The organism is Williamsia sp. CHRR-6 (assembly GCF_018474015.1).
Lineage (GTDB): Bacteria > Actinomycetota > Actinomycetes > Mycobacteriales > Mycobacteriaceae > Williamsia_A.
This window is the reverse complement of sequence record NZ_JAHCSG010000004.1, coordinates 376,506-399,780: the sequence shown is the minus strand read 5'-3', so window position 1 is coordinate 399,780 and position 23,275 is coordinate 376,506. Positions and strand designations below refer to the sequence as shown.

The 23,275-nt window shown below is 68.3% G+C and carries 22 protein-coding genes; 11 read left to right on the top strand and 11 right to left on the bottom strand.

Annotated features, from left to right (window positions below; genetic code table 11):
* The first annotated feature begins 13 nt into the window (after positions 1-13).
* Both KIK15_RS13375 and KIK15_RS13370 read left to right on the top strand, forming a co-directional pair.
* Positions 14-946: a diacylglycerol kinase family protein gene (locus tag KIK15_RS13375; RefSeq protein ID WP_214245192.1), complete on the top strand. Its 933-nt coding sequence runs from the start codon at positions 14-16 to the stop codon at positions 944-946.
* Positions 947-1,373: 427 nt separating this feature from the next.
* Positions 1,374-1,634 carry a hypothetical protein gene (locus KIK15_RS13370; protein ID WP_214245191.1) on the top strand — a complete coding sequence of 87 codons (261 nt, stop codon included), beginning with the start codon at positions 1,374-1,376 and terminating at the stop codon, positions 1,632-1,634.
* Between the two features lie 27 nt (positions 1,635-1,661).
* Here the strand turns inward: KIK15_RS13370 and KIK15_RS13365 are convergent, their stop codons facing one another.
* Both KIK15_RS13365 and KIK15_RS13360 read right to left on the bottom strand, forming a co-directional pair.
* Positions 1,662-2,825, bottom strand: a complete 1,164-nt coding sequence (locus KIK15_RS13365) for an EAL domain-containing protein (protein WP_214245305.1) — start codon at positions 2,823-2,825, stop codon at positions 1,662-1,664.
* A gap of 459 nt (positions 2,826-3,284) precedes the next feature.
* Entirely contained in the window at positions 3,285-4,766 is a 1,482-nt protein-coding gene (locus tag KIK15_RS13360; protein WP_307851880.1) for a CCA tRNA nucleotidyltransferase, read from the bottom strand.
* A 125-nt stretch (positions 4,767-4,891) separates the two neighbouring features.
* Between KIK15_RS13360 and KIK15_RS13355 the strand changes: the two genes are divergently transcribed.
* The 9 genes from KIK15_RS13355 (at position 4,892) to KIK15_RS13315 (ending at position 16,903) form a co-directional block, all read left to right on the top strand.
* Entirely contained in the window at positions 4,892-5,920 is a 1,029-nt protein-coding gene (locus KIK15_RS13355) for an NUDIX hydrolase (RefSeq protein WP_214245189.1), read from the top strand.
* Positions 5,823-8,243 carry a DUF6049 family protein gene (locus tag KIK15_RS13350; RefSeq protein WP_214245188.1) on the top strand — a complete coding sequence of 807 codons (2,421 nt, stop codon included), beginning with the start codon at positions 5,823-5,825 and terminating at the stop codon, positions 8,241-8,243. The genes KIK15_RS13355 and KIK15_RS13350 overlap by 98 nt, the downstream gene beginning before the upstream one ends.
* Positions 8,240-12,094 carry a murein biosynthesis integral membrane protein MurJ gene (gene murJ / locus KIK15_RS13345; RefSeq protein WP_214245187.1) on the top strand — a complete coding sequence of 1,285 codons (3,855 nt, stop codon included), beginning with the start codon at positions 8,240-8,242 and terminating at the stop codon, positions 12,092-12,094. Before KIK15_RS13350 ends, murJ begins: the two co-directional genes overlap by 4 nt.
* On the top strand, positions 12,087-12,725 hold the full coding sequence (locus KIK15_RS13340) for a DNA-3-methyladenine glycosylase I (protein ID WP_214245186.1): 639 nt from the start codon (positions 12,087-12,089) through the stop codon (positions 12,723-12,725). The genes murJ and KIK15_RS13340 overlap by 8 nt, the downstream gene beginning before the upstream one ends.
* Positions 12,722-13,321, top strand: coding sequence for an RNA polymerase sigma factor SigM (gene sigM, locus KIK15_RS13335; RefSeq protein WP_214245185.1), 600 nt, complete (start codon positions 12,722-12,724; stop codon positions 13,319-13,321). Before KIK15_RS13340 ends, sigM begins: the two co-directional genes overlap by 4 nt.
* 74 nt (positions 13,322-13,395) lie before the next feature.
* Positions 13,396-14,139, top strand: coding sequence for a hypothetical protein (locus tag KIK15_RS13330; RefSeq protein WP_214245184.1), 744 nt, complete (start codon positions 13,396-13,398; stop codon positions 14,137-14,139).
* Positions 14,140-14,216: 77 nt separating this feature from the next.
* Positions 14,217-15,191, top strand: coding sequence for a thioredoxin-disulfide reductase (trxB, locus tag KIK15_RS13325; RefSeq protein ID WP_214245183.1), 975 nt, complete (start codon positions 14,217-14,219; stop codon positions 15,189-15,191).
* Positions 15,192-15,253: 62 nt separating this feature from the next.
* On the top strand, positions 15,254-15,592 hold the full coding sequence (gene trxA, locus KIK15_RS13320; RefSeq protein WP_214245182.1) for a thioredoxin: 339 nt from the start codon (positions 15,254-15,256) through the stop codon (positions 15,590-15,592).
* Between the two features lie 105 nt (positions 15,593-15,697).
* The gene (locus KIK15_RS13315; RefSeq protein ID WP_214245181.1) at positions 15,698-16,903 is read left to right on the top strand and encodes an N-acetylmuramoyl-L-alanine amidase; all 1,206 of its coding nucleotides are present in this window, start codon (positions 15,698-15,700) and stop codon (positions 16,901-16,903) included.
* Here KIK15_RS13315 and KIK15_RS13310 read toward each other — a convergent pair.
* The 9 genes from KIK15_RS13310 to rpmH form a co-directional block, all read right to left on the bottom strand.
* Complete coding sequence (locus KIK15_RS13310) at positions 16,858-17,610, bottom strand: hypothetical protein (protein ID WP_307851879.1); 753 nt, start codon at positions 17,608-17,610, stop codon at positions 16,858-16,860. The two genes, KIK15_RS13315 and KIK15_RS13310, sit on opposite strands and share 46 nt — an antisense overlap.
* A 150-nt stretch (positions 17,611-17,760) precedes the next feature.
* Positions 17,761-18,762 carry a ParB/RepB/Spo0J family partition protein gene (locus tag KIK15_RS13305; RefSeq protein ID WP_214245180.1) on the bottom strand — a complete coding sequence of 334 codons (1,002 nt, stop codon included), beginning with the start codon at positions 18,760-18,762 and terminating at the stop codon, positions 17,761-17,763.
* Entirely contained in the window at positions 18,759-19,730 is a 972-nt protein-coding gene (locus KIK15_RS13300) for a ParA family protein (RefSeq protein ID WP_214245304.1), read from the bottom strand. Before KIK15_RS13300 ends, KIK15_RS13305 begins: the two co-directional genes overlap by 4 nt.
* Before the next feature lie 34 nt (positions 19,731-19,764).
* The gene (gene rsmG / locus KIK15_RS13295) at positions 19,765-20,442 is read right to left on the bottom strand and encodes a 16S rRNA (guanine(527)-N(7))-methyltransferase RsmG (protein ID WP_214245179.1); all 678 of its coding nucleotides are present in this window, start codon (positions 20,440-20,442) and stop codon (positions 19,765-19,767) included.
* Between the two features lie 113 nt (positions 20,443-20,555).
* Entirely contained in the window at positions 20,556-21,119 is a 564-nt protein-coding gene (locus KIK15_RS13290) for a R3H domain-containing nucleic acid-binding protein (protein ID WP_214245178.1), read from the bottom strand.
* Between the two features lie 45 nt (positions 21,120-21,164).
* Complete coding sequence (gene yidC / locus KIK15_RS13285; RefSeq protein ID WP_214245177.1) at positions 21,165-22,310, bottom strand: membrane protein insertase YidC; 1,146 nt, start codon at positions 22,308-22,310, stop codon at positions 21,165-21,167.
* A 3-nt stretch (positions 22,311-22,313) separates the two neighbouring features.
* Positions 22,314-22,601 carry a membrane protein insertion efficiency factor YidD gene (yidD, locus tag KIK15_RS13280; RefSeq protein ID WP_214245176.1) on the bottom strand — a complete coding sequence of 96 codons (288 nt, stop codon included), beginning with the start codon at positions 22,599-22,601 and terminating at the stop codon, positions 22,314-22,316.
* Positions 22,594-22,989, bottom strand: coding sequence for a ribonuclease P protein component (gene rnpA / locus KIK15_RS13275; RefSeq protein WP_214245175.1), 396 nt, complete (start codon positions 22,987-22,989; stop codon positions 22,594-22,596). The genes yidD and rnpA overlap by 8 nt, the downstream gene beginning before the upstream one ends.
* A gap of 38 nt (positions 22,990-23,027) precedes the next feature.
* Entirely contained in the window at positions 23,028-23,171 is a 144-nt protein-coding gene (rpmH, locus tag KIK15_RS13270) for a 50S ribosomal protein L34 (protein ID WP_214245303.1), read from the bottom strand.
* Between the last annotated feature and the right edge of the window lie 104 nt (positions 23,172-23,275).

The window sequence follows — 23,275 nt, the reverse complement described above, 5'->3', positions numbered from 1 at the left end:
GCACACTCGTGCCATGACCCTTCCCACCGCCGCCATCCGCACGGTGATCGCTCTGACCAATCCCACCGCCCGCAACGGGCAAGGCGCGGCGACCATCCGACGGGCCCTACGCCTGCTCGACGCGGCCGGGGTGGGTGTCGCCGAATGGGCCGGCACCGACGCCGACGACGCCCGCGTCCTGGCCCGACGGGCGGTTGCGGCGGTGACGGCCGGGCAGGCCGATGCGGTGGTGGTGATCGGCGGCGACGGGACCATCGCAGCGGTGTTGGCGGCGGTCGCGGGGACCGACGTGCCGGTGGGTCTGATCCCGGCAGGGACTGGCAACGACCACGCGCGGGCGCTGGGCATCCCCGTCGACGACCTCGACGCGGCCGTGGCCGTCATCGCCGGTGGCCGCGCCCGGCGGTGCGATCTGGGGCGGGTGAGCGCGGTCGGCGGGTCGGCGGTGTTCGGCACCGTGGTCGCCATCGGGCTCGACGCCGCAGTCACCCAGCGGGCGGTCGCGATGCGCCGTCCCCGCGGGCAGGCGCGCTATCCGCTGGCCGCACTCGCCGCCATCGCGACCCTCGAGCGGCATTCGTTCACCGTCACCACCACCGTCGGTGGCGAGCCGGTGAGCAGCACCGACGAGTTGATCATGGTGTCGATCGGCAACACCGCCACCTACGGCGGCGGCATGCGGATCTGTCCCGACGCGGCGATCGACGACGCCGCGCTGAACGTGACGACGGTGGCGCATGCGGCCCGGGTGCGGCTGCTCGGACTGTTCCCGACCATCTATCGCGGGACCCACGTCCGTCGACGCGAGGTGCAGACCGCGACCGCGACCACCGTCGAGGTGAGCGCAGACCCGCCGGTCCCGGTGTCGGCCGACGGCGATGTGATCGGGACCACTCCTGCGCGCATCGACGTGCTGCCCGCCGCGGTCACCTTCCTGGTCCGATGACGGCTGGCGCCACGGTTATCCACACATTCCACAACCCGCCTGTGGACAACCGGGGGAGAAGGCTTTGTCGTGCATACGATTCTGTGACCTGGGCTGCGAATCGCACTGAGCCGCATCACGTCACGATCTCGAATCCTCGGTCAAGGTCATCGAGAACCGGACCATCCGGGCGGTAGGCAGTCCGGCCCGTCGGTGAAAGCTCGCTTCCCACAACGCTTTTCGGGCCGATTCCGTCTCACCCGCGAACTCGTCGCGGGTGCTTTGTATGACCTGGGTAACACTGAACAAGCCGTTATCGTTCGGTGACCTCTAGGGACCGCGTCGTATGCGACTTGCTGCCGCACTGTGACGCCCAAAGGGTGGTGGCCGCAGCGTCAGCCTGTGAGGCTGGTCGACAACCAGGGCTACGCCGTTCAAGGAGTGCACCGTGACGAGATCCACCATGACCGAGATCCCGACCACCGAGATCCCGACGACCGTGAGGTCCAGCCGTCAACGCCCCGCCGAAAGCCGTCGGGCGTGGCTCGAAGATCGGTCATCAAGCGGGCTGGTGCTGGCCTTGGCTCTGCTGACCTGCATGTTCATCGTGGCGTTGCCGCTGGTGGGATCGGTGATCCTGGCGGCAGCGATCATGGCGCTGTTCGCCGGGGCGGGCATGGCGACGCTGTTCGTCCTGTCACGTCCGTGACAGCCACACACCCGCCCAGGCGTCAGGTCAGCTGACGGTGAACCGCGACAAGATGGAGTGCACCGCCTGGGTGACGGTCAACCGGTCGTAGCTCTGCACGAAGTCGAAGGTCCGCTCCATGTCGGGGTTGTCCTCGTGCAGGTCACGGGCGGCGAGCAACGCGCAGAAGTGCGGCCCGAGAACAGCCACGTTCCACTCGTTGACCAGATCGTCCTGCGGGTCCAGCGGTGCGTGCTGAACGTTGCCGTCCACCATGTTCGCCAGTCCCACGCCGTACACCCCGGCCAAACCGGTGCGGTCGGCCAGCTCCTTCCACCGCTTGGCGGTGAGCATGGTGAAGTGCCGAGCGTGCTGGAACGTGCCCAGCACCACCACTGCTGCACCGGCCGCTGAGGCCTGGGCCTCGAGAGCCTTGCTCATCTCGATGAGCAGCCGCTTGGTACCGCGCCGAGGCGAGTGCGCCGAGCAGGCGATGGCGTAGGGGGTGAGCGTCTCCGCCGACGGGGTGGACCACACCGGTACCGAGGGCAGCGGGACCACGGTCTCCTTGGAGAACACAGCCGGATCGTCGACCGGCGGGTACAGCTTGCCGGTACCGAAGGTGGCCCCGACGGTTTGCGCCGCCATGAGCATCTCCATGGTGTCGACGCCCTCGGCGATGACCACCGCGTGACTGCGTTCCACGTGCGCGGCCAGGGCATGAGCCAGTCGGGCCATGTCCGGGTCGGTGGTGCGGGTCAACAGCTCGGGTCCGGTGATGATGACGTCGGGCTCGATCAAGGAGAGCAACGTGATCGCGTACTCGCTGACCCCGAGCCCGTCGACGCAGATCATCCGACCGGCCCGACGCGCGGCCGCCACCTTGGCCAAGGTCTGCTGCGGATTCCGCAGCACCTCGTCGGCCTGCACCGACACGGCCAGGCGTTCCAGATCCGGGTCGAGGTCGGCGGTGTCGGCGGAGGCGAGGTCGACCGTGACGAGCAGCGGCAACACCTCGGAGATCGACTTGACCTCGCTGCTGGCCGCATATGCGAGCTTGTGCCGATCGATCAGATGATCCTGCTGCATGAGACGAGCGGCATGCCGAAGCGAATCTGCGGTGGACAATGCGGACCCGGCGGGACCGCGCACCTGGAGCTCGGCGGCAGCGAGTGCGCCGTCACTGAGCCTACGTACCGGTGCGAACTGCATGGAGACCTCCAACGCACCGACGAACGACAAGTTTTCCTGGTCCGAGTCTACTCGGCCGAAATCAGTGGGAATTGAGATCACCACCCTCCGGACTGTGCGCCGTGGGTGGTGCAAATGGTGTGTGGCATGCGTGCCGATCCTGTCTTCCCTGATCATCCGGCCGAACCGGCCGAGTTGCCACGTCAGGGCCGAACCGAAGCGGCCGACTGTTACCCAAACGAGACGAACTGGTGACGGTGGGAATGGAATGCGTTACAGGCCTGTGCTCGACCTCTCATGCAATAGTAACCGCGGTTACGCGGGCCGGGACCCGAAGCGGTCAGACGACGACAGCAAAACACCCGGTATGCCCGATTCTGGGCCACCGTTTCGACAGAAACAAGTCTTTTGCCCGATTCGGCTTCATCCAATCGTGATGATGCGTCGCCCGGTTCGCGACCGGCTCCCGGCCACGACTGACTAGCGGTTTTCCGGACGCTGCGCCCACCAGGCGCGCAACGCGGCCTCGGCGGCGTCGCGGTCAAGCGGCCCATGGTCCAGCCGCAGCTCCTTGAGGTGGCGCCACGCCTGACCGACCAACGGCCCGGGCGGCAGCCCCAACAGCTCCATGATGGCGTTGCCGTCGAGGTCGGGGCGCACCCGCTGCAGATCCTCCTGCGCGGCGATCGCGGCGATACGAGACTCCAGGTGGTCGTAATTGCGTTGCAGTCGCGCCGCACGCCGCTTGTTGCGGGTGGTGCAGTCCGCGCGCACCAGTTTGTGTAGCCGCGGCAGCAGGGGACCGGCGTCGGCCACATAGCGGCGCACCGCCGAGTCGGTCCACTTGCCCTCGTCGTATCCGTGAAACCGCAGGTGCAGGAACACCAGGGTGGCGATGTCCTCGATGACCGCCTTCGGATATTTCAAGGCCTTGAGTCGCTTCCGGACCATCTTGGCCCCCACCACCTCGTGATGGTGGAAACTCACCCCGCCGTCGGGTTCGTGCCGGCGGGTCGCAGGTTTGCCGATGTCGTGCAACAGCGCCGCCCACCTCAGGATGAGGTCGGGATCGCCGTCTTCGAGGTCGATGGCCTGCTGCAACACCGTCAGCGAATGCCAGTAGACGTCCTTGTGTTGGTGATGTTCGTCGATGGTCAGCTTCATACCGGGGATCTCGGGCAGGATGCGCTGGGCCAGGCCGGTGTCGGTCAGCGCCACGATGCCGTCCACGGCGTGCTCGCCCAGGATCAACTTGTCCAGTTCGGCGGCCACCCGCTCCACGGTGATCCGGTCGATCTGGTCGACCATCTCGCTGATCGCGCTGATGACGCGGGGCGCCGGGGTGAACCCGAGCTGGGCCACGAAGCGCACCGCGCGCAGCATCCGCAGCGGATCGTCGTGGAACGAGATCTCCGGGGTGGACGGGGTGTCGATCACCCCGGCCAGCAGCTGGCTCATCCCGTCGAGCGGGTCGACGAACCGCTGCTCACCGCCCGGTCCGAGCGCGACGGCCATCGCGTTGATGGTGAAGTCGCGGCGGATCAGGTCACCGTCGAGGGTGTCGCCGAACTCCACGATCGGGTTGCGGGTCACCTGGTCGTAGGTGTCGGCCCGAAAGGTCGTGATCTCCACCTGTTGACCCGCCTTGGCGGCGCTGATGGTGCCGAACGCGATGCCGGTGTCCCAGACCGCCTCGGCCCACCCCTTGAGCAGCGCCTGCACCTGCTCGGGGCGCGCATCGGTGGTGAAGTCCAGGTCGGTGCCCAGTCGCCCGAGCACCGCATCACGCACCGAGCCGCCCACCAGATACAGCTGGTGACCAGCCGCGGCGAACCGGTCGGCCAACGGGTCCAACACGTCCGACAACGACCGCAACGACACCGCCGCCGCCGCCAACAACCGGGTGCGCCGGTCGTCGGATGGTTCGCCGGCGCGTGCCTGCGGAGCCTGGGGGGCGGTCACGGGTGACGACACTACCGACCGACTCGACACCGACCGACCCGCGCGGCGACGCGGGCCTGCTCTGCTCGCCGATCCGCCGCTTGCCATGGCCCGAACAGCGGGTTACCAACGGCTAGCATCGAAGGGTGTCAGCCGAACCCAGCGAGCCGAACCCCGACGTCGCGGGACGTCCGCGGCATCGGCGTGGCAAGCGCCGGGGTGGACGGCGACGGTCGGCGACGGCCACCCCGGAGGTGCCCGCAGAACCGGCCGCCACCGAGCCGTCGGCCACCTCCGGCGCGGGTACCGGGGAGGGCAGGAGCCGCTCCCGCCGCGGACGGCGCGGACGACGGCGCTCACCGAGCCGCCCACCCTCCGATGCGACCACCGCAGCCCTGCCCGACGTGGGCACCGGCGCCTCGTCGCCGGTCAAGCCCTCCGACATCAGTGCCCGGCGCGTCGATCCACGCGCAGGCACCCGACGCACCACCCCGGCGTCCACACCCGATGACCCCACCGCACCCCGCCTGCGGACCGTGCGTGAGACGTCGGCCGGTGGGCTGGTGGTCAGCGGGATCGCCGGCCCGTCCGCGCAACGCAGCGCCGCGCTCATCGGACGCATGGACCGCCGCGGGCGGATGATGTGGTCACTTCCCAAGGGGCACATCGAGACCGGGGAGACCGCCGAGCAAACTGCGATGCGTGAGGTGGCCGAAGAGACCGGCATCGAAGGCAATGTGATTGCCCCCCTTGGCAAGATCGAGTACTGGTTTGTCAGCGAGGGCAAGCGGATCCACAAGACCGTGCACCACTACCTGATGCGCCACACCGGCGGCGAGTTGTCCGACGCCGACTACGAGGTGGCCGAGGTGGCGTGGGTTCCGTTGTCGGAGTTGCCCAAACGTCTCACCTACTCCGACGAACGGCGGCTGGCGCGCGCGGCTGCCGACGTGATCGATGAGCTGGCCGCCGACCCCGAACTGATGGCGCGTTCGGAAGCCGACAGCGCACGCACCGAACCCAACGAGTACGAGCGGGCCGCCGCGGCGCGCAATCAACGCCGCAACGAGCCCGCGCGTGCACCCCGCCCCCGGCGTCGCCGCCGCGGTTCCCGCCGTGGTGGGTCCGCAAGCCCAGGGGCTGTCGAGGGTTCGGGTGCCGACAGCGGTGAGTGACCTGCTGGACCGGAGTCGGGTGCGCGCCGGCGCGCTGTTGGCGGTCGTGGCGCTGACCCTGCTGTGCGCGGCGCCCGGGTTCGGCGGTGCCGCACGGGCCGACGCCACGCCGTTCCCCGATGCCGCCCGGTTCGTCGAGATGGACGTCGAATCGCTCACCCCCTCGATCGTCACCGCCGGTTCGGGCACCACGGTCACCGTCACCGGCAGCCTGCGCAACATCGGCGATCGCCCGGTCACCGACCTGATCATGCGACTGCAGCGCGGCGCACGGGTCGACTCCGGTGCCGGACTGCGCACCGGACTGACCGTCGATCCCGCCGAGTACGACACCGTGACACCGTTTCGCGACGTCACCACGCGCCTCGATCCCGGGCAGCGCCGCGCCTTTGCCCTGTCGGTGCCGCTGAGCGGTGCCGGCGGGCTGGGGATCGACCAGCCCGGGATCTATCCGCTGCTGGTCAACCTCAACGGCACCCCCGACTACGGCGCCCCCGCCCGCCTGGACGACTCCCGCACCCTGTTGACCGTGCAGGGCACCCCGGGGGCGCCCGGGGCGGCCCCGATCACCCCCACCATCGGCAGCCCATCGGCGGTCACCGTGATGTGGCCGTTGGCGGCCACCCCGCAGGTGGCACCGGGCCGTCCTGGGGGCACCGACGAACCGGTGCGCCTGGCCAGCGAGGACCTGGCCACCTCGCTGCGCCCGGGCGGACGCCTCAACGGACTACTCACCACGGTCGACGAGGCAACGGCCGCAGCCGATTCCGCGCTCACCCGCAGCACCTGCCTGGCCATCGACCCCGATCTGTTGCTCACCGTGCAGGCGATGACCGCGGGATACCGGGTGGCGCTCGACCCGTCGGACCCGCAGTCGCGTACCCGCGAGGGGACCGGGACCGCCGCCGCCCAGGAGTGGCTGCAGCGACTGCGGACCACCGCCGCCCGGCTGTGCGTGGTGGCGTTGCCGTTCGCCCAGGCCGACCTCGACAGCCTGGCCCGCGCAGGCGATCCGGCGTTGATCCGGATCGGGGTGTCCGATCCGGCCGAGATCGTCGACTCGATACTGGGCATCTCCAGCCTGCGCGGGGTGGCGGTGCCGGTGACCGGGGCGCTGGCGACGACGACTGCCACCATGCTCGATCGGTTGGGGATGACCAAGGCGCTGGTGGCCAGCAGTTCGGTACGCACCGACCGCCCGTCGGCCGACGGGCGATACCGGGTGGGCGACACCGGGGTACAGACCTTCGACCCGGCCGTCACCACCGCCCTGGCCGCGCTGGGCACCGCGCCGAGCACCCCAGCGATCACCCCGATGAACCAACGGTTCAACCTCACCACCGAGTCGGCGGTGAGTCGTCGCGTCGCCGCGATCGGCGCCCTCACCTACTCGGCGCTGGTGCCCTCGACGTCGGTTGCCACCACCGACCGGCCGAGTGTCTCCCCGGTGGTCGGTCGCAGCGACCTGATCATGCCGCCGCCGGTGTGGTCGGCCTCAGCTGATGACGCACGGGCCGTGCTCGACACGATCGGTGGGTTGCTGTCCTCGGGGTTGGCCACGCCCGCCCCGCTGGGGATGATCGACGAGCAGCTGAAAACAACGTCAGCGCAGGCAGATTGGGCTACCCCCGCCGACACGACGCTGGGTTTGGTGTCCTTCGACGACGCCATGACCACGCCGTTGACCCGCGCGGCGGGACTCACCTTCCAACTCGAGGCCTCGATGATCGGCCGCAACGACGGCACCATCTCGCCGCAGGCCTTCGTCGACCCCCTGGCCCAGGACCTGGTGCGGGCCATGCGAGCAGCGCCGGTCACCTCCGCCGGCGACCGCACGGTGGCGACGACTCAGGCGGTCAACCGGGTCCGGGCGGTGGCCTCCACCCTGGATCGGTTACGTGACTCGGTGCGCATCCTCGACCCCGGCGGCCGCTACACCCTGGCCTCCGAACGCAGTCCGCTGCTGCTGGTGGTGCGCAACGAACTACCCGTCCCCATCCGGGTGCGTTTGGACACCGCCGCGCCACCGGAGTTGGACATCGGCGACATCGGGGTGCTGGAGATCCCGGCGCGCGGCACCCGACAGATCCAGCTGCCCACCGAGGCCCGGTCGTCGTCGTCGATGTCGGTGAACATCGCGCTGGTCACCTCCAGCGGGGTGGCGATGGGCACTCCCATCACCCTCTCAGTACATTCCAATGCATATGGTCAGGCGCTGTTCATCATCACGATCTGCGCAGGCGTGCTGCTGGTGCTGCTCGCCGGTCGACGCCTGTGGCACCGCTTCCGTGGCCAGCCTGATCCGGCGGACCTCGACCGATGACTGACCGCATCGATCGCCGCGGTGACGGTGAACCGCGACCGACCCGAGCCGCACCGCGCCGCATCCCGCCGGGGGCAGCGGTACCGCGCAATCCCGAGCGCATGCCCCCGGGACAGCGCGCCGCGCCGCGCCGCATCCCACCCGGACCGGCCCTGCCCCAATCCGGAAAGCCCCGTGCGGCACAGCCACGGGTGATATCCACCGATCAGACCCGCCGCATCGTCACCGGCGAGCCGCCCGCCCCGCCCCCGAGTCCCCGCCCTCGTGGGGTGCTCGTCGACGACCGTCCCACCGACATCTTCGCGGCCGTCGACAGCGGACCGGCGCGCCAGACCGACGAATCGGTGTTGCGGACCAGCGGTTCCATCGCGCTGGCCACCCTGATCAGCCGCATCACCGGGTTCGTGCGCACCATCTTGGTGTTGGCGATGTTGGGCTCTGCGGTCGCCTCGTCGTTCCAGGCGGCCTATGTGCTGCCCAGCATCGTCGCCGAGGTGGTGTTGGGCGCGGTGCTCACCGCGATCGTCATCCCGGTGCTGGTCCGCGCCGAAGCCGAGGACGGTGACGGCGGGGAGGGCTTCATCAACCGCATCTTCACCCTGGCGCTTCTCACCCTGGGGGTGGCCACGGTGCTGGCGATGATCGGCGCACCGCTGCTGACCTACCTCAACCTCGGCGACGGACAGGTCAACCGACCGTTGGCCACCGCCCTGGCCTATCTGCTGCTGCCCGAGGTGCTGTTCTACGGGATGTCGGCGCTGTTCACCGCCATCTTGAACATGAAGGGCCACTTCCGTCCCGGAGCCTGGGCACCGGTGCTCAACAACGTGGTGCAGATCTCCACGCTGGTCGTCTACGCGTTGGTGCCGGGGGAGATCTCGCTGAACCCGGTGCGCATGGGCGACGCGAAACTGTTGGTGTTGGGCCTGGGCACCACCCTGGGCGTGGTGGCCCAGGCGTGCATCCTGCTGCCGGCACTGCGCCGAGCGGGGGTACGGCTGCGGCTGCGGTGGGGCCTGGATGACCGGTTGCGCAGCTTCGGGCGGATGGCCGGGGCCATCGTCGTGTACGTCGCGGTGCTGCAGGTGGGGTTCTTCATCACCTATCGGATCGCCTCGAGCGCCGACTCCTCGGGTGTGTCGATCTACGCCACCCACTGGCAGTTGTTGCAGTTGCCCTACGGCGTGCTGGGGGTGACCATCTTGACCGCGATCATGCCGCGGCTGTCCCGCAATGCCGCCGCCGACGACACCCACTCGGTGGTCGACGATCTGTCGCTGTCGACCCGACTGACGATGGTCGCGTTGGTCCCGATCATCACGTTCATGACGTTCTTCGGACCGGCCATCGCCATCGCCGTGTTCAACTTCGGTCGGTTCACCCTGTCCGACGCCGATCAGCTGGGCAGCGTGCTCAGTTGGGGTGCGTTCACGATCATCCCGTACTCGATGACCCTGGTGCAGCTACGGGTGTTCTACGCCCGAGAAGACGCCTGGACTCCCACCGCCATCGCCGTCGGGATCACCGTGGTGAAGGTGATCTCGTCGTATGCCGGTGCGGCGTTCCTCGACGGTCCCGCCGTGGTGCGGTGGCTGGCCCTGTCCAACGGGTTGGGTTACCTCGTCGGCGCCATCGTCGGACACCTCCTGCTGCGGCGTCGGCTCGGGCCGATCCGGATGACCAACGTGACCCGCACGACGACCATGACGGTGCTCGCCTCGATCGCCGGTTGTGGGGTGGTCTGGGGTGTGGCCCAGGTGTCGGGTCTGCACCGGTTCGCCGACGAACACGGCAAGATCGGGTCGCTGGCCTACCTCATGTTCACCGCCCTGGTCGCGCTGGGCCTCGTCTACACCGCGCTGGTGCTGCTGCGGATCCCCGACGTGATCGCCGTCAGCGTCAGCATCCGACGGATGCTCGGCCGGTTCATTCCGGGCATAGCGCCCACGCGCGAGCCGCCCAACGAATCGACGGCCGAGCTCACGGTGTCCTTCCCGCGCATCACCGGGGAAGAGGACCTCCCGTATTCTGGCCAGGTACAGGTGCTTCGCCGGTTCGACAGCGGGACCGAACGGTGGCAGGCATATTCGGTCTACACCGGTGGAGCGGTGGGCCGTGGCGCACCCGCCCCGGCCCGCGATCTGCGGTATCGACGGAGAGGAGTGGACCTCGTGGGAACCGACGACGTCGACTCCGGCGGGGTTCGTGACCTGCCTGGACTGGTCAACACCAACCCCCGATTGCGTGCCATCCGCGACGACGCCCCGCCGCCGGCACCGATCTCCCCGGCACCTCCTCCTCCCGCCGCCACCGAGAGCGGGGCCCGTGGACCGCGCCTGGTGCCCGGTGCGGCGGTGGCCGGTGGCCGATACCGCCTGCTCACCGCGCACGGCGGGGCCAGAGGCCTGCGGTTCTGGCGGGCCCGCGACATCAACCTCGACCGCGACGTGGCGTTGACCTTCGTCGACGCCGAACAGATTGCACCGGCTCCCGACCCAGACACCGCCGCAGGCAGCCGCGGCGAGGGTCCGCAGGCGGTGCTGTCGCGCACCCTGCGACTTGGCCGGGTCAACTCACCGGGCATCGCCCGGGTGCTCGACGTGGTCCGCGGATCCTCCGGGGGCATCGTGGTCGCCGAATGGGTGGACGGGTCGTCGTTGACCGACGTGGCCCGCACCAACCCGTCACCGATCGGGGCGGCGCGCGCGGTCCGCGCCCTGGCCGCAGCCGCAGAGGCCGCCCACCGCACCGGTAGTTCTCTGTCCATCGACCACCCCGACCGCATCCGTGTCTCCCGCGAAGGCAACGCCGTGCTGGCGTTCCCCGGGACACTGGCCGGCGACGACAAGTCGACCGACGTGCGTGGACTCGGGGCAGTGCTCTACGCGTTGCTGCTGGCGCAGTGGCCGCTCGAGGCCGACGGCTCCATCCGCGGGCCGGGTGCGCAGTCCGACGAACCGGTCGGCGGGTTGCCGCCCGCTGCTCTCGCCGACACCGGGGTGCCCAAGGAACCCCGTGCGGTGCGTGCCGACGTGCCCTTCGAGATCTCGGCGGTGGCCGCGCGCGCCCTGCAGGGCAACAGCGGGATCCGCACGGCCGCAACCATTCAGCACGTGCTGGATCAGGCCACCGTGGTCGATCAGAAGACCGATCTGATGCCGGTGGTCGGAGACGAGACGCGGCTGCCGCCGGCGAGCAACGTGCGCGCCGAGAAGCAGGCGTCCCCACAGTCGCGCCGGCGCCTGGCGATCATGGCCGGGGTGGGTCTGTTGGCCCTGCTGATCGTGATCGCCCTGGTCGTCGCGTTGACCGGCGGGTCGGACTCCAACAAGGATTCCACCCCCGACATCGACTCGATCATCACCAGCGGGGCCGCCGCTGCGGGCGCCTCGGCTGCCCCACCCGCAGCGGGTGCTCCGGTGTCGTTGCGGTCGGTGACGGTGGTCGACTACTCCACGCAGACCCCGGATTCCAGCGTCAACGTCGGCAACACCATCACCGGTCGCAGCCCGGCGTGGCGCACCGACGCCTACCGCGGCGGTCCCCGGTTCGGCAACCTCAAGAACGGCCTGGGACTGATGTTCGCGCTGTCGCGCCCGGCCGCCGTCAAGACCATCACCATCACCACACCCACTCCCGGTGTGGCCCTGCAGATCCGGTTGGCGCCCTCGGCCACCGCGCGGCTCGACGACACCACCTCGGTGGCCCAGGTGACGCTGGAACGCGAGTCCACCACCGTGACCATCGCATCGCCGCAGCCGAGTCCCTATGTGCTGCTGTGGATCACGTCGCTGCCCCAGTCGGGTCGGGCGTATCAGGGCTCGATCGGACAGGTCTCGGTGAGTGCCTGATCGTCCCGGTGGACCGGTTGTCTGCGACGACGGACTGATCCGAACCCCCTGGGGCGCCGCCCCGGGTGTGCTGCGCGACTACTACGACACCGAATGGGGTGTCCCCGTCGAGGGCGAGGCCGCGCACTTCGAACGGCTGTGCCTCGAAGGATTTCAGTCCGGACTGTCCTGGGCCACCATCCTGCGCAAACGGCCGGCGTTCCGGGAGGTGTTCGTCGGCTTCGACGTCGACACCGTGGCCACGTTCACCGAGGACGACGTGACCCGGTTGACCCAGGACGCCCGCATCATCCGCCATCGCGGCAAGATCGAGGCCACCATCGGCAACGCCCGTGCCGCGCAACGCTTGCGCGAGGACGGCGGGTTGGTGGCGTTGCTGTGGTCGTTTCGTCCCGATCGCACGCCCACCCCCCGCACCGTCGACGAGGTGCCCACCACGTCGGTCGAGTCGGCGGCGATGTCGAAGGAGTTGCGGCGCCGAGGCTTCCGGTTCGTCGGCCCGACCACGATGTTCGCCCTGATGGAGGCCATCGGCATGGTCGACACCCACCTGATCGGATCGCACCGGCGGGGCTGCTCTGGCCTGTGGGCCGCTGATGGACGGCGGCGTCCACTAGCCTGCCATCCATGATCGAAACCGGGAGCGGCGATCCCCGCTCCGACGAGGACCTCCTCGCCGCGCATGTCGCCGGTGATCCCCGCGCCTTCGCCGTGATCGTGCACCGCCACCAGAACTATCTGTGGGCGGTCGCCCGGCGCACCAGCGCCACCTCCGAGGACGCCTCCGATGCCCTGCAGGAAGCGCTGCTCAAGGCCCACCGCAGCGCGCCCGGCTTCCGCTCCGACGCCAAGGTCACCTCATGGCTGCACCGCATCGTGGTGAACTGCGCGCTCGACCGCATCCGGCAGAACCGGCAGCGGCCGGCGATCACACTCACCGACGAGATGGGCGCGGGCCTGGCCGATCCCGTCGACGCCCCCGGGGCCGTCGATCTGCGGCTGTCCGTCGGTGACGCGTTGGATCAGCTGCCCGCCGACCAGCGCGCCGCGGTGGTGGCCGTCGACGTGGAGGGCTACTCGGTCGTCGAGGCCGCCGACCTGCTGGGCGTACCACCAGGCACCATCAAGAGTCGATGTTCACGCGGCCGCGCCAAGCTGGCGGTGGTTCTCGGGCATCTGCGCGATTCCACCGGATCACCGCCGGAAGGGAACCCGAGGCCGCCCTAGCGCGTCAGAAGAGTGAAGGCCCGCACCATCATCGTCCGACTGATCCCCCCAACATCCGCGAAAGGAGGCACCTCGTGACCGACGGGACACCCGATCCCCACATACCGTTCGACGTGCTCGCCGATCTGCACGCGGGGGTGCTCGCCGACGACGAGGCCGCCGCACTTTGGCCGCGGGTGAACGCCGACCCCGAGGCGACAGCGGTCATCGAGGCGCTCGAGGCCACCCGCCACCAGCTGGCGACGTCGACGATCCAACCGATCGCACCGCCACCGCAGGTCTGCGCCCAGATCGAGGCCACGTTGGCCACCATCGCCGCCGAGGTGACCGCGTCGTCGGGGGTGGCCGATCTCGCCACGCACCGCACGCGGCGCAGCGGATGGCGTCATCCGCGGGCGCTGGTGGGCGCGGCCTCGGCAGCAGCGGTACTCGCGGTGGTCGCGACGGTGGCCATCGTCGCCGGTGGCGGCGGCGACTCGACGCCCACCCGCACCGCTGCGGGCCCGAGCACCACGATCGGCGCCGATCAACTACCGCCGGCGACAGCTCTGCTCGCGGTGCTCGGGCGCACCGGTGGTGCCCCGTTCACCGACCAGGCCCGGTTGCGGCGGTGCCTGCAGGCCAACGGCGTCCCCGACCAGACTCCGGTCCTGGGTTCGGGACCCATCACGGTGCGCACCGGGCCGGCCGCGGTGGTGTTGCTGGGTACCGGGGTGGCGGGCCGATTCGATGCGCTGGTCGTCACCCTCGACTGCGACACCGGAAACCCGGGACTGCTCACACGCACCACCATCGGAGCAGTCATCCCGACCCGCTGAACCAGGCCCGCAGGGCTGGGAACAGATGCCTCTACCCTGATGTTGAGTCAGTCGACGAACGCAGGAGAAGAGGTCAGATGAGCGACACGGGCACCGACACGATCCACGAGGTGGTCATCGTCGGCTCCGGTCCCGCCGGATACACCGCCGCGATCTACGCTGCGCGCGCCGAGTTGGCGCCCATCGTGTTCGAGGGCACCGCGTTCGGTGGCGCGTTGATGACCACCACCGAGGTGGAGAACTTCCCCGGCTTCCGCGAGGGCATCCAGGGTCCGGCTCTGATGGAGCAGATGCGCGAGCAGGCGTTGCGCTTTCACGCCGACCTGCGCATGGAGGACGTCGACGCGATCCGCCTCGACGGCCCCGTGAAGGAGGTCGAGGTCGACGGCACCGTGTACCGCGCCAGGTCGGTGATCCTGGCCATGGGTGCGGCTGCCCGTTACCTCGACGTTCCCGGCGAGAGTGATCTGCTGGGCCGAGGCGTGTCGTCGTGTGCCACCTGCGACGGATTCTTCTTCAAAGACCAGGACATCGCCGTCATCGGCGGTGGTGACTCGGCGATGGAGGAAGCGACCTTCCTCACCAAGTTCGCCCGCAGCGTGACCGTGGTCCACCGACGCTCGGAGTTCCGTGCGTCCAAGATCATGCTGGAGCGCGCACGGGCCAACGACAAGATCAGGTTCGTCACCGACGTGTCGGTCGAGCGGGTGCTCGGGGATTCCTCGCTCACCGGGATCGTCCTGCGCGACAACGCAACCGGTGAGACCTCCACCCTGGAGGTGACCGGGATGTTCGTAGCCATCGGACACGATCCGCGCAGTGAGCTGGTCCTCGGGCAGGTCGATCTCGACGCTGACGGCTACGTGGTCACCGACGGAACCACCGCCACCTCGATTCCCGGGGTGTTCGCCTGTGGCGATCTCGTCGACCGCCGATACCGTCAGGCCATCACCGCCGCGGGCAGTGGCTGCTCGGCCGCCATCGACACCGAACGCTGGTTGGCCGATCATGCGGACTCTTCGGCCGCAGCGACCGTCGCCACACCGGCCTGATCCACACCGATCTGCAGGGAATCCGTTCCCTCACAAACCCATTCGCCAACAGGAGGTTCATCATGGGTGCACACACCGTCGAGGTCACCGACGCGACGTTCCAGAGCGAGGTCATCGGCGCCGGTAAGCCGGTGCTCGTCGACTTCTGGGCCACCTGGTGCGGCCCGTGCCGCACCGTGGCCCCGGTGTTGGAGGAGATCGCCGCCGACAACTCCGACAAGCTGACCATCGCCAAGGTCGACGTCGATCAGAACCCCAACACCGCACGGGACTTCAAGATCATGTCGATCCCGACCATGATCCTTTTCGAGAACGGACAACCCACCAAGACCATCGTCGGCGCCAAGGGCAAAGCGGCGCTGCTACGTGAACTCGATGGAGTGCTGGGCACCAGCGCCTGACCGTGTTGGCCGACGGCTCGGCGACCTGCAACACTCTAGAGTCAGTCCGCCGCACAGGGCGGGCCGCGCATCTCGGTGCGCGTTGGCCGAGGAGAGGAGCTGCAGATGGCGTTGTATCGCCTTGGTGATCGTGGCTCCGCCGTCGCCGAGATCCGCTCCATCCTTGCTGCGCAGGGGTTGCTCACCGCGCACGGAACTGCCCTGGACGCGCCGCGCGGCCGTCACGCGTCACCCGCCGACCGGGTGGTCGACGGTCACCAGATCGACGAGGCCGTGTTCGACCAGCAGACCGATCACGCCGTGCGTGCGTTCCAGCAGGAACGCGGTTTGATCGTCGACGGGATCGTCGGGCCGGCCACCTATCGGGTGTTGCGCGAGGCCTCGTATCAGTTCGGGGCCCGCGTGCTGGCCTTCCGCCTGTCGGCCCCGATGCATGGAGACGACGTCGCCACCCTGCAGTCACGGCTGCAGAATCTCGGCTACTACACCGGACTCGTCGACGGTCGCTTCGGTGAGGTGACCCACAAGGCGTTGTGCCAGTACCAGGGCGAGTACGGGATGGTGGCCGACGGCATCTGCGGACCGGGCACCCTGCGCTCACTAGAACGCCTGGGCACCCGGGTCACCGGCGGTTCGCCGCACGCCATCCGCGAAGAGGAGACCGTTCGCCGATCCGGCCCACAGCTGGCCGGCAAGCGAATCGTGATCGACGCCGGTGTGGGTGCCATCGACGGCCTGGTCGACGCCCGTCTCGCCGAGCTCGAGACCAACATCCTCTGGGACCTGGCTCGGCGGCTGGAAGGTCGGATGGGCGCGGCCGGCGTGGAGACGTTCGCCGCCCGGTCCTATGAGGAGAACCCCGACGACGCCACCCGCGCCGCCCGTGCGAACTCGGTGGGAGCTGATCTGGTGATCGCGTTGCGCTGCGGACACCACCGCACCCCGAAGGCCAACGGCGTGGCCACTTTTCATTTCGGCAACTCGCGGGGGTCGGTGTCATCGATCGGTCACTCGCTGTCGGGTTTCATCCAGCGGGAGATCGCGGCCCGGACACCGCTGTTGGATTGCCGTTCACACGGGCGCACCTGGGATCTGTTGCGGCTCACCGAGATGCCGGTCGTCCAGGTAGATGTCGGCTTCGTGACCAATCCGGGCGACACGGCCATGCTCTCCGACGCCGGGATCCGTGACACCATCGCCGACGCCATCCTGGTGGCGGTCAAGCGCCTCTATCTGCTCGGTGCTGACGATCAGCCGACCGGCACCTACACGTTCGCCGACCTGCTGGCGTCGGAGCAACTCGCGCGCTGAACCCAGCCCGGTGACGCCGCCGAAGCGCCTGCCCGTTCTCGCCCCAGCACGTCGATCGACGCCATCAGCACCAATCCTTCCAGCGCATTCTCCACCGCCGACTTCCAGCTGAGACCGGAATCGAGCTCCAGGCGGTAGCGGGGGAACACGTCGTGTGCGGCGACCACCTCGAATCCGGCTTCGGCCAACAGGTGGGCGTCGATCATGCAGCCGGCGCAGAGTCCGTTGGCGGCGTCACCGCTCATGCGGCTGTCGGTGCTGCGCGAGGTGGCCGCCGAACGGACGAACCCGAACGCCTCGACCGCACGGACACCCCGCTGGATGAGGTCGGCCACCACCCGGTCGATCAGCCGCTCGGCCACCCCGGTGTGACCTGGCTCCACGCGCACCGACATCAGCAACACGGCGTCGGGGCTGACCGGTGAGGTGGGGAAGAGGTGGGCTCGCGGTACGCGACCGGGAGGTGCGTAGAACGCGCTGCCGACCGTCGCGTTCACCGATGACTCGATTGCGATCTGAGCGCAGGTGCCCCAATCGAGCATCACCATCGACACCCACGCCTCTTTGTCGAACTCGGAGTCGATGGTGAGTCCGGAGTCGGCAGCCGGGATGGTTCCAGGGTCGACCTCCCACGACACGCATCGACGCACGTGCAACGGAAGACGGTCGAACCCAGCGAGATCGAGCGGCGTGACGATCACTCCCACGGCTCACCCCCGTCGGCCGAGCTCGAGGTGGCCCTCTCGAAGGCGAACGAAGCACGGCCCCAACGACTTTCGAGATGGAAGGCTACGCTGGCGGGGTATGGCGTCACAGTGACGTTTCGGTCCCGACCGGGTGGTTGCCGAAACTCCGCGTCATGAAGCCGCATTTTTCGACACGAGCTCCACGATGCGTTCGAGGTCGTCCACCGAGCCGAACTCGACAACGATCTTGCCCTTCCGCTTGCCCAACGACACCGTCACCCGCGTATCGAGTCGGTCCGAGAGCCTCTCGGCCACGTCCTGTAGGCCCGGCATCTGCATCGGCTTGCGCTTGGCCGGCGGTGTGGATGGAGTGGGGACGCCGTCCCGGTTGGCCAGGGTCACCGCCTCCTCGGTTGCCCGCACCGACATGCCCTCGGCGACGATGCGCGCGGCCAACGCCTCTTGCGCATCCGAACCCGCCTCCAACGACAGCAGCGCGCGCGCATGGCCGGCGGACAGGACTCCGGCCGCCACCCGACGCTGCACCGGGATGGGCAGCCGCAGCAGTCGGATCATGTTGGTGACCACCGGACGCGAACGGCCCAGACGAGTGGCCAACTCGTCGTGCGTGACGCCGAACTCCTCCAACAGCTGTTGGTAGGCCGCCGCCTCCTCCAGCGGATTGAGCTGAACCCGATGGATATTCTCCAGTAGCGCGTCGCGCAACATGTCGCCGTCGGCAGTCTCCCGGACGATGGCCGGGATAGCCGTCAGTCCGGCTTCCTGGCTGGCCCGCCATCGACGCTCACCCATCACCAGCTGGTATCGGATGGCGCCGATCGGTTCGCTGAGGCGGCGAACCACGATCGGCTGCATCAGTCCGAACTCACGGATGGAGTGCACCAACTCGGCGAGGGCTTCCTCGTCGAAGGCGGTGCGCGGCTGCTGCGGGTTGGGTTGGATCTCGCCCGGCGCGATCTCCTGGTACACCGCACCCACACCGGGATCGGCGACGACGTCGGCCTCCGGGGCGGCCGGGGGACGCGCAGGGGAGGGTCGCGGTGCGCCCAGCACCACATCGGCGGCCGCGTTGCCCAGCCGTGGTCCCTCGTCGGGTCCGGTGGGGATCAAGGCGGCCAATCCGCGTCCCAGTCCACCTTTACGCTGTGTCATCGCTGTCCTCCCTGCGGTGACGGCGCACCACGCATGCCCAACTCGCGACCGGCGTCGAGGTAGCTCATCGAACCGCGTGATCCGGGGTCGTACTCGATGATCGTCATCCCGAAGCCGGGCGCTTCGGACACCTTCACGCTGCGCGGGATGATCGTGTTGAGCACCTTGTCGCCGAAATGTCGTCGCACCTCGTCGGCCACCTGGTCGGCGAGCTTGGTGCGACCGTCATACATGGTGAGCAGGACGGTGGATACGTACAGCTCTCGGTTCAGATGCGCCTGGACCAACTCGATGTTCTGCAGCAACTGCCCGACACCCTCGAGGGCGTAGTACTCGCACTGGATGGGGATCAGCACCTCACGAGCGGCCACCATTGCGTTGACGGTCAACAGCCCCAGCGACGGTGGGCAGTCGATGATCACGTAGTCGATCCCGTACTCGGCGATGGTCGCCAGATCGAGGGCGTTGCGCAGTCGAGTCTCGCGGGCCACCATCGACACCAGCTCGATCTCCGCGCCAGCGAGGTCGAGCGTCGCAGGGACGCAGTACAGGTTGTCGTACGCCGGTGTCTTCTGCATGGCCTCAGCCAACGTGATCTCACCCAGCAGCAGCTCGTAGACCGATCGGATGTCGGGGTCGCGGTGATTGATCCCCAGTGCAGTGCTGGCGTTGCCCTGCGGGTCAAGGTCGATGACGAGAACGCCGAGACCATGCAACGCCAGCGCGGCCGCCAGGTTCACAGATGTGGTCGTCTTGCCGACGCCACCTTTCTGGTTCGCGACGGTGATGATCCGGGTGGCCGAGGGGCGGGGGAGAGTACCGGCATGGCCCTTGGTCAAGACCTGGCTGGCCACTTCTGCGGCTGCGGCGATTGGAGTGTCCACGTACTTCTCCGATGTTTCACGTGAAACAGGACCCACGGAATCCTTGGCCACAGCCACACTCCTTCGCCCCCGTTTACCCAACATTGTGCGCCTCACCCCCTGCGACCGCATTGCCGGATCATCGTCGACGCGACTGCGCCTTCATCCGTCCTCTGATTATGGTGGTCGGCTCCGACAGCCTATCGGTACCGCACACCTCCACGCGAAGCTCCAGCAGTCCGAGCTTGCCGACATCCGCGCGATGGGTGGCCACCTCCTCGGGGGCCGAACTTCCCTTGATCGCGATCAGCTCTCCCGAGCCGCGCAGCAATGGGACACACCACCGAGCCAGCCGATCGAGCGGGGCCACGGCGCGGGAGGTGACCACGGACGCACCACCGATCTCGGTGCGCACCTTCTTCTCTTCCGCACGCCCACGGATCACCTGCACGCGTCCACCGATGCCCAACTCGGTGACGATCTCGGCCAGGAACGTGGATCGACGAAGAAGTGGCTCTACCAACGTGATCTGCAGATCGGGGCGCGCGAGTGCCAACGGGATGCCGGGCAGCCCCGATCCACTGCCGACGTCGACCACATCGGTGCCATGGTCGATCGCCTCACCGATCACTGCGCAGTTCAACAGATGGCGGCTCCACAGTCGATCCACCTCGCGCGGCCCGATCAGACCACGTTCTACACCGGCGGTGGCCAAGAACTCGCGGTACTGCATGGCCGGCGTCAGGTTCTGACCGAACACAGCCGTGATGGCATCGGACTGCGTGGCGAACTCGTCGTCTTGTTTCACGTGAAACATCTCTCGGTAGTCGAATCACACGGATGAGATTCGGAAATGACTCAGGGCCTCGGCGCGCTTGCCAAGGCCCTGAGGACGGTGTGTCGAATGTTCGTCGTCGTGGACGAACGCCGCTACTCCTTGATCACCACGACCCGACGGCGCGGCTCGGCACCCTCGCTCTCGCTGTAGACGCCGTCCACCGCAGCCACGGCATCGTGAACGATCTTGCGCTCGAACGGGGTCATCGGATCCAACTCCTCGCGTCCACCGTCGGCCGCGACCCGCTGCGCGACCTCGGTCCCGAGAGCCGACAGCCGCTCCCGCCGACCTGCCCGCCACTGCGCGATGTCGAGCATCAGTCGCGATCGATCGCCGGTCACCTGCTGCACGGCCAGCCGGGTCAGTTCCTGCAGCGCGTCGAGCACCTCACCGTTCTTGCCGACCAGCTTGCCCAGATCCCGACCGCCGTCGATGCTCACGATCGCTCTATCGCCATCCACGTCCAGATCGATGTCGCCGTCGAAGTCGAGGAGGTCGAGCAGCTGCTCGAGGTAATCGCCAGCCACCTCGCCCTCTTCGACAAGCCGGTCACCACTGTCGGCGTCGCTATCGCCAGTCAGATCGTCGACCGCGTCGGCGGCCGCCTCATCATTCTCGTCTTCGAGGACATCGACGTCACGCGTCTCTGCAGTCATCGTTGTGTTCACCTTCGGTCGTATCTACGGACAACGTGTAGGGGGTCAGCGCCTCTTGCGCCGGCGTTGCTGCGCGGAGGTACTTCGCGGACGGTTGGCCTGCGAGCCGGTACGCGGCGCGCCGCCGGGCGCCTTTTTCGGGGGGCGAGATCCACTCTGCCGCGCCGCACCGCCACCGCTCGCCGACGTCGATTCAGCCGGCTCGTCCGCCGGCGCGGCCGCAGCCTCGCCTTTGCTCAGGTTGGCCGCCGGTGTGTCCACGCCACGCTTGGTCCGATCCGGACGTGCTCCCGGCTTCGGCGCATTGGCCCGCAACTTTTCCTGCTTGGCCTCCTTGGCCGCGGCTTCCTCTTTGGCGATGCGGCCGAACACGATGTGCTGCTGCGCGTAGGTCCACAGGTTGTTGCTCACCCAGTACAGCAGGATCGCGACGGGGAAGAAGGCACCCGACACCAGGATGCCGAGGGGGAACACGTACAGCGACAGCTTGTTCATGATCGCGGTCTGCGGGTTCTCCAGCGATGCCGCCGGCTGTCGCGCAACGGCGGCGCGCGCGTTCATGTGGGTGGCGATGGAGGAGATGATCACCAGCGGGATGACCAGGGCGATGATGTGTCCCCGGGTGAAGTCGATGACGCCGGTCGGGTTGAACGCCTCCCACTCCTTCTGTGGCTGCGACACCGCCGAAGACAGCGGCACACCGAACAGTCGGGCGTCGAGGAAGTTGCGCACCTGCTCGGCACTGAACGCGTAGTTGCCGTAGCTGCGGGTCTCCGCGGCAGTCATGCCAAGCTGACCGAATCCGGTTCCCATGCGGTTGAACGAGCGCAGGACGTGGAACAGACCGATGAACACCGGGATCTGCGCCAGCATCGGCAGGCAACCGAGCAGCGGGTTGAACCCGTGCTCCTTCTGCAGCTTCTGCATCTCCTCGGTCATCTTCACGCGATCCTTGGCGTACTTCTTGCGGATCGCGGCCAGCTGCGGCTGGATCTCCTGCATCTTCTTCGTCGTCTCGATCTGCTTGACGAAGGGCTTGTACAACAGTGCTCGCAGGGTAAAGACGAGGAAGATCACCGACAGTGACCACGCGATGCCGCTGCCACCGGGGGAGTTGGGGAGCACCAGGTCGAACAACCAGTGCCAGAACCACATGATCCAGGAGACCGGATAGTAGATGAAGTTCAGCACGTGTCAGGTACTCCTTGTTCCTAGATCGATCGTCTGCGGTCCATGGTGCCTGTTCCGTTCGGGCACAGGGTCATAACCTGGCTTGTGCCAGGGTCCGCACTTGAGCAACCGCACCACCGACATGGCGCCGCCGCGCAGTGCCCCGTACTCGGTGATGGCCTCGACGGCGTAGGCGCTGCAGGTCGGTTCGAATCGGCAGGACGGCAATCGCATCGGCGACACCCACGTCCGATACAGCTCGATGAGGAAGACCAGCGAGCGCCGGGGGAGTGTGACGACGCGATCACTCATACGCGCCGGTCCTGCGTAATGCTGCACGAAGATCGGCGGTGAGTTCGGTGCTCGAGCAGTCGGCCGCCTCGGGCAGCGCACGCACCACCACAAGGAGCTGTGTTCGGGCCCGCTGCTCGAGCTCGTCGAATACCGTGTCTGCCGCCACCCGTAGGCACCGCGCGACCCGATGTCGGGTGACGGCATTGCCAACGGCCTTGCTGACGATGAGGCCGCAGCGTAGACCGGACGGTGTGGTGAGGTCGCGGCGGATTCCGGCGGGGTCGGGCCACACGCTCGGGATGTGCACCGAATGGGCGACCACCGCACCACGACGAGCCCGCGCACCGAGCTTCAGTGTGCGGGAGAAATCGGATCCGCTGGTGATCCGGCGGCTGGGGGTGAGCACGGTCCTGACTCGTGTTCCCGATACGGGAACGAGCCGGATCAGGCCGTCAGGCTTCCACGGCCCTTACGACGGCGACCGTTGACGATGGCGCGGCCGGCCCGGGTCCGCATGCGCAGACGGAAACCGTGCACGCGCGCACGACGACGGTTGTTGGGCTGGAAGGTCCGCTTGCCCTTGGCCACGGGGTTCTCCTCGTTCTCGGGATGACGCGACCGCGCGGGCCCCACGTCATCCGACTGTGATGGTCTGGCTGCCGCGGCCCGATGCACGATCCATCGGCCGACTT

Excerpts from the sequence above, each read along its gene's own strand:
- KIK15_RS13375 (WP_214245192.1), top strand. The coding sequence starts at position 14 with ATGACCCTTCCCACCGCCGCCATCCGCACGGTGATCGCTCTGACCAAT.
- KIK15_RS13365 (WP_214245305.1), bottom strand. The coding sequence starts at position 2,825 with ATGCAGTTCGCACCGGTACGTAGGCTCAGTGACGGCGCACTCGCTGCC.
- murJ (WP_214245187.1), top strand. The coding sequence starts at position 8,240 with ATGACTGACCGCATCGATCGCCGCGGTGACGGTGAACCGCGACCGACC.
- sigM (WP_214245185.1), top strand. The coding sequence starts at position 12,722 with ATGATCGAAACCGGGAGCGGCGATCCCCGCTCCGACGAGGACCTCCTC.
- trxB (WP_214245183.1), top strand. The coding sequence starts at position 14,217 with ATGAGCGACACGGGCACCGACACGATCCACGAGGTGGTCATCGTCGGC.
- trxA (WP_214245182.1), top strand. The coding sequence starts at position 15,254 with ATGGGTGCACACACCGTCGAGGTCACCGACGCGACGTTCCAGAGCGAG.
- KIK15_RS13315 (WP_214245181.1), top strand. The coding sequence starts at position 15,698 with ATGGCGTTGTATCGCCTTGGTGATCGTGGCTCCGCCGTCGCCGAGATC.
- KIK15_RS13305 (WP_214245180.1), bottom strand. The coding sequence starts at position 18,762 with ATGACACAGCGTAAAGGTGGACTGGGACGCGGATTGGCCGCCTTGATC.
- KIK15_RS13300 (WP_214245304.1), bottom strand. The coding sequence starts at position 19,730 with ATGTTGGGTAAACGGGGGCGAAGGAGTGTGGCTGTGGCCAAGGATTCC.
- rsmG (WP_214245179.1), bottom strand. The coding sequence starts at position 20,442 with ATGTTTCACGTGAAACAAGACGACGAGTTCGCCACGCAGTCCGATGCC.
- KIK15_RS13290 (WP_214245178.1), bottom strand. The coding sequence starts at position 21,119 with ATGACTGCAGAGACGCGTGACGTCGATGTCCTCGAAGACGAGAATGAT.
- yidD (WP_214245176.1), bottom strand. The coding sequence starts at position 22,601 with ATGAGTGATCGCGTCGTCACACTCCCCCGGCGCTCGCTGGTCTTCCTC.